This is a genomic window from Microcystis sp. M113S1 (assembly GCF_020246945.1).
GTDB lineage: Bacteria > Cyanobacteriota > Cyanobacteriia > Cyanobacteriales > Microcystaceae > Microcystis.
Window position 1 is genome coordinate 1 of the sequence record NZ_JADBSA010000179.1, and the last position, 4,668, is coordinate 4,668.

Annotated in this window: 5 protein-coding genes; 1 reads left to right on the forward strand and 4 read right to left on the reverse strand. The window is 43.6% G+C overall.

The features are described 5' to 3' along the window. Window positions 1-197: 197 nt before the first annotated feature. The 4 genes from IM319_RS09130 to ruvA form a co-directional block, all read right to left on the reverse strand. The gene (locus tag IM319_RS09130; protein ID WP_002739162.1) at window positions 198-401 is read right to left on the reverse strand and encodes a phycobilisome linker polypeptide; all 204 of its coding nucleotides are present in this window, start codon (window positions 399-401) and stop codon (window positions 198-200) included. Window positions 402-591: 190 nt separating this feature from the next. Then, complete coding sequence (apcB, locus tag IM319_RS09135) at window positions 592-1,077, reverse strand: allophycocyanin subunit beta (RefSeq protein ID WP_149106796.1); 486 nt, start codon at window positions 1,075-1,077, stop codon at window positions 592-594. A 79-nt stretch (window positions 1,078-1,156) separates the two neighbouring features. Further along, entirely contained in the window at window positions 1,157-1,642 is a 486-nt protein-coding gene (locus IM319_RS09140) for an allophycocyanin (RefSeq protein WP_287685484.1), read from the reverse strand. 916 nt (window positions 1,643-2,558) lie between these two features. Continuing rightward, window positions 2,559-3,188: a Holliday junction branch migration protein RuvA gene (ruvA, locus tag IM319_RS09145; RefSeq protein ID WP_190380317.1), complete on the reverse strand. Its 630-nt coding sequence runs from the start codon at window positions 3,186-3,188 to the stop codon at window positions 2,559-2,561. Window positions 3,189-3,251: 63 nt separating this feature from the next. On the opposite strand from ruvA, the gene IM319_RS09150 reads away from it, so the two are divergent. Then, on the forward strand, window positions 3,252-4,481 hold the full coding sequence (locus tag IM319_RS09150) for a site-2 protease family protein (RefSeq protein ID WP_287735363.1): 1,230 nt from the start codon (window positions 3,252-3,254) through the stop codon (window positions 4,479-4,481). Window positions 4,482-4,668 lie beyond the last annotated feature (187 nt).

The window sequence follows — 4,668 nt, forward strand, 5'->3', positions numbered from 1 at the left end:
CAATCCCCGCTTGGGATTTACTTCGACCAAGCCCAAAATCGCTGAAACCCAGATATATCAAGGAAAATCATAAATCGAGGTTAACCCTTTGTCCCGTAATGGTTTGAGCCTTTTTTGCTGACCGAAAACGCCTAAGTCCCACTAAAGCAAAAAGAGGTCTTTCCAGACCTCTTTTTTTAAGTTCCAGTGGCAGCCAATTACAGTAAACCTGTATTAGTCCCGGGTTTACCGGTAGCTAACTGCACTTTGACAATTTTGCCGCCCATTTTCATGATGCGTTGTTGCTCACGAAACCAATTATCGTAGGGAACGAGTTTGGTGAAATAGGTATTTTGTAATTCCCGTTGTGTCCGAATGCGGCTTTGGCTAGGAACACAAGCGGTGATTTTGAACATCCGCATGGATTGATTTCTCCTAATCGCTGAAAAACTTGTCGCTTAAACTAACGAAGGCTTTTTCCTAAAATAACAAAGGTCGGGAGTCAAGGATCAATACTAGCTCGTCAAAACCTATCTTGGACAGATTCAGCCTTTAAAGACCTAGCACTCATCCTCGGCTTCCCGAACCCTATTTTGTCCGAGTTCGTTACTTCTAGCTTAAGCCAGAGCTAATGTAGTCGAAGTAAATCCCCATTTCTTTACCCGCATCAGCACCAACTAAACTAGCGGTGACTTCTTTCATCGCTTGGATAGCTTGAACGGTGGAGGAGATGGGTACACCTAAAGAGTTGTAGGTTTCTTTCAGGCCGTTGAGAACGCGCTCGTCGAGGATGGAAGGATCTCCAGCTAACATAGCGTAGGTAGCATAACGGAGATAGTAGTCGAGGTCACGGATACAAGCGGCGTAACGACGGGTGGTGTACATATTACCACCGGGACGGGTTACGTCAGAGTATAACAGGGACTTAGCCACAGCTTCTTTAACGATACCAGCAGCGTTAGCGCTAATGACACTAGCGGCGCGCACGCGCAGTTCACCGGTGGCGAAGTAGCCTTTCAGTTTGCCGAGAGCAGCAGCGTCAAGGTATTTGCCTTGAACGTCAGCAGAGTTGATAACAGAAGTAATTGCGTCTTGCATGGTGGTTCTTCCTTGGGTTTTGCTTAATCTTAAGAGGTTTACGAGGGGTGTGTCTAGAACAATTCACAAAGGAATTATTCTACGACATAGAGCCGATCACGTAATCGAAGTAGGAAGAAGCTTCAGAAGCATCGTCAGAAGACATAAGACCAGTAGCAACTTCTTTCATTGCGCGAACGCTTTGAGCTACGGCACCGATGTCGGTTCCTAAAGATTTGTACATTTCACGCACACCGACCAAACCGATTTCTTCAATCGGGGTGACATCACCAGCAACTACTCCGTAGGTGATTAAACGTAGGTAGTAGTCCATGTCACGCAGACAGGTAGCGGTCATTTCTTCGCCGTAAGCGTTGCCACCGGGGGAAACGATGTCAGGACGTTTTTGGAATAAGCGATCGCCAGCTTGTTTGACGATGGTTTCGCGAGCGCCGGTTAGGGTTTCAGCGATGCGTAAACGAGCGGCACCACTGGTAACGAAGGCTTTAATTCTGTCTAGTTCGCCGGGGCTGAGGTAACGAGCTTCAGCATCAGCATTCACGATCGATTTCGTGACGATACTCATTGATGGATTCCTCCCAACTAAGTGAGATTAATAAACTTAATCTGACATTTTATAGCAGTTGTGGTCACTAGGCTCAAGTTATCTCGTTTCCGCCTCAGCGTCTCAAGACTTCCCTAGCTAGAGCGACCTAACGCAACTATTTTGCGGCATCTGGTTCACCTTCTCACTATTTTCGTAATACTTTTTAACATTTGCCCGAAGAAGGAAGCACCGGTGTGGGGAGCGATTTTTCAGTGAGCAGTAAATAGTAATCAGTAATCAGTGAACCTCGTCTAATATTATCTCAAGACTAAAAGTCTTTCTAGTTAAGGAATCTACCCAAATCAAAATGATTTTAATTGCCTCATATTTTTTCAGTGAAATTGAATTAGCAACGATAGATATACATTTCAGCTATCGAACTACTTAATTAGTACATAGACCAAAAGCAAGCTGTGATTGGGTTATAATTTTTGGAGATGTCTAGTGAACTGAAAACTCGCATCTGATCACTGATCACTGAAAAGGCTGTCACCTGGTTTACCGAAAAATTGGGTTTAAAGCCTCGCCCTTTTAGGGCGACTTTATATGATGTATGATATTAAGAATAGGGGGCCGGGTAAGCAACCGCTTAAAAAACCCAGTCATCGCTGGATGAACGCACCTTGAAAACTAGAGTTATGGGGTTCTATAGGGGAATGCTCCTATAGGTAAAAGCTCTAAGCGTCAAGTACCAAAGAAACCAATGATTTTAGAGGTTTTGAACTGTATCGTAGGGCATACGAGAACAGGCTTCTGTAAGGTCGCGAAAGTCTGAGGAGAGAACCACCTCTGGGTGGGATTTCGCCAGGAATCTAATTCAAGTGGACTCGTTGAGCCAGAAATTCTCAGCAGTGATGCTAGAAGAATCCACGTCCGTAAACGGACGTGGGGTATGTCAACCTAGCCAATTAATGGCCCCTTTAATCCAGTCTTCTGGCTGAGTATTTTTACTAAATAAAGCATCTTGACTGAGGACTGCGATAGCTCGATCGATCTCCTCCCGGCTGTATCCTAAAGCTAAAAGGGTCATCTGCACATCTTCAAGGATTTCCGCTGCCGGTAGTATTGCCGTGGTTGTCGTCGTCGCTTCTCTTAGTTGTCGCCATGCTGCCAATTTAGTTTTTAACTCCAAAGCGATTCTCTCTGCTGTTTTTAAGCCGACTCCGGGGGTTTTGCTCAAAATTTTGGTATTTCCTGTCACTATCGCCACCACAAGTTCCTCAATCCCCAAGGTATCGATTAAAGCTAGGGCTAATTGCGCTCCAACTCCATTGACGGAAAGCAGTTGACGAAACAGATCTCGCTCTGGGGCGGTGCCGAAACCGTACAATAAAGGCTGCTCCTCGCGAAGGAGTAGGTGAGTAAAAATCTGACAACTATCATTGTTATCGTTGCCGATGTCTAGGGCTAATCGCGAGGGAATTTGGATTTCGTAACCGATCTGGTTTACGTCTAAAATCAAGATCAGTCGGTTATTAGGGGTTTTGATCACCTCGATCGCTTGTCCCCGTAAATAATTAATCATTGATTTAATTCTCCTACGAAAATAACCGAACCACAGGGATGACGGTTTTTACTCCCTGAAGGAATGCCGGGGAGATTTTCATTTTTGTTACAATTGTTAACAGAAGTGAATGGCGTAATTGATAACCTAATCTTCTTGGCGTTAGTCCCCAATAATTGGAGAAGATACAAAATGAATGGCAACATTAGAGTCGGAAATCTCTTTGGAATTCCCTTTTATATTAATCCTTCTTGGTTCTTTGTTCTGGGATTAATTACCTTAACCTATGGGGGAGAGTTAAGTCAGTTTCCCCAGTTAACGGGAATCATGCCTTGGCTATTAGGATTTTTTGCCGCTATTCTCCTATTTGCCTCCGTGGTTGCCCACGAATTAGGTCATAGTTTTGTTGCCATCGCCCAAGGTATTGAAGTCAAATCAATTACCCTCTTTTTATTCGGTGGTTTGGCAACTCTCGGCAGAGAATCGAAAACTCCTCTGGAAGCTTTTCTAGTAGCAATTGCTGGCCCTTTAGTTAGTTTACTGCTCTTCGGTATCTTCCTAATTATTGGTTCCAATATTAGTTTAAGCGCGCCCCTGGCGGCGATTCTTTCGCTGCTTGCCTATATCAACCTCGCCCTAGGGTTATTTAACCTGATCCCCGGTTTACCTTTAGATGGTGGTAATATCCTTAAAGCCATCGTTTGGCAAGTAACGGGCAATCCCAATAAAGGGGTTTTATTCGCTAGTCGTTTCGGTCAATTTTTTGGTTGGTTAGCGATTGTCATCGGTGCGCTATCAATTCTCGGAATCAGTCAATTTGGCAGTTTTTGGACGCTATTAATTGGCATTTTCCTCCTACAAAATGCTGGCTTTTCCGCTCAATCAGCTAAGGTTCAAGATTTCTTAAGTCGCTACACCGCTAAAGATGTTATCTCTCCTAATAGTTCTGTAGTGTCGATTAATTTAACCCTGCGCGAGTTTGCTAATAATTATGTTATCGGTAAACAACAATGGTCTAAATTCTTAGTTACCGATAGCGAAGGTAAACTATTAGGAGTGATTAATGTAGAGGCTCTGAAAACGATTCCTACTTCCCAATGGACAGAGGTAAATATCGGCCGGTTATTACAAACTAGCGAAAGTCTCAAACTGGTTTTGTCTAATACTTCCCTCCTAGATGTGGTGAAAATTTTGGAAGGCGAAAATTTATCTCAAGTGACAGTGGTAGAAGAAAACGGCACGGTTTTGGGGTTAATTGAGAAAGCTTCTATCCTTACTTTTCTCGCCCAAGAAACCCAAAGTCAACCCGCTTAATCAGTTATCAGTTATCAGTTATCAGTTATCAGTTATCAGTTATCAGTTAAGTAGGGTTTGCTGAATAAATCTAAAAACCTTATCCAACAAGGTTTTTAGACTTTTTTGACCTCAAAAAGTGCCGACCCTTGGAGTGATTGGGGGGAAAATTCAGGGACTTTTTCCCTGAAAATTAGGTAATTGACCA

Coding starts and splice junctions, on each gene's coding strand:
- IM319_RS09130 (WP_002739162.1), bottom strand. CDS start 401: ATGCGGATGTTCAAAATCACCGCTTGTGTTCCTAGCCAAAGCCGCATT.
- apcB (WP_149106796.1), bottom strand. CDS start 1,077: ATGCAAGACGCAATTACTTCTGTTATCAACTCTGCTGACGTTCAAGGC.
- IM319_RS09140 (WP_287685484.1), bottom strand. CDS start 1,642: ATGAGTATCGTCACGAAATCGATCGTGAATGCTGATGCTGAAGCTCGT.
- ruvA (WP_190380317.1), bottom strand. CDS start 3,188: ATGATTAATTATTTACGGGGACAAGCGATCGAGGTGATCAAAACCCCT.
- IM319_RS09150 (WP_287735363.1), top strand. CDS start 3,252: ATGCCGGGGAGATTTTCATTTTTGTTACAATTGTTAACAGAAGTGAAT.